Origin of the sequence: Enterococcus sp. HMSC061C05, assembly GCF_001814765.1 — a bacterium.
Classification (GTDB): Bacteria; Bacillota; Bacilli; order Lactobacillales; family Enterococcaceae; genus Enterococcus_B; species Enterococcus_B lactis.
Genome location: NZ_KV817760.1, coordinates 1 through 267 on the forward strand (window position 1 = coordinate 1; position 267 = coordinate 267).

Genomic DNA, 267 nt, shown 5'->3' on the forward strand with positions numbered 1-267 from the left:
CCCTTCAGCCGGACTTGGGTAATCCTCCATATGAAACTTACAACGCCACAATGGACCTTGTAGGACTCGAACCTACGACCGGACGGTTATGAGCCGTCTGCTCTAACCAACTGAGCTAAAGGTCCAGGCTCTTAAAAATCGCGGCGGAGGGGATCGAACCCCCGACCTCCCGGGTATGAACCGGACGCTCTAGCCAGCTGAGCTACACCGCGAAAAAGATATTCATTATTTAAATGAAATGGAGCCTAGCGGGATCGAACCGCTGAC

2 tRNA genes are annotated in these 267 nt (G+C 52.8%); both read right to left on the reverse strand.

Features of this window, described 5'->3' with window-relative positions:
- Positions 1 to 51 precede the first annotated feature (51 nt).
- Positions 52 to 125: transfer RNA gene (locus HMPREF2988_RS12060), tRNA-Ile, on the reverse strand.
- 13 nt (positions 126 to 138) lie between these two features.
- A tRNA-Met gene (locus HMPREF2988_RS12065) sits at positions 139 to 212 on the reverse strand.
- Positions 213 to 267 lie beyond the last annotated feature (55 nt).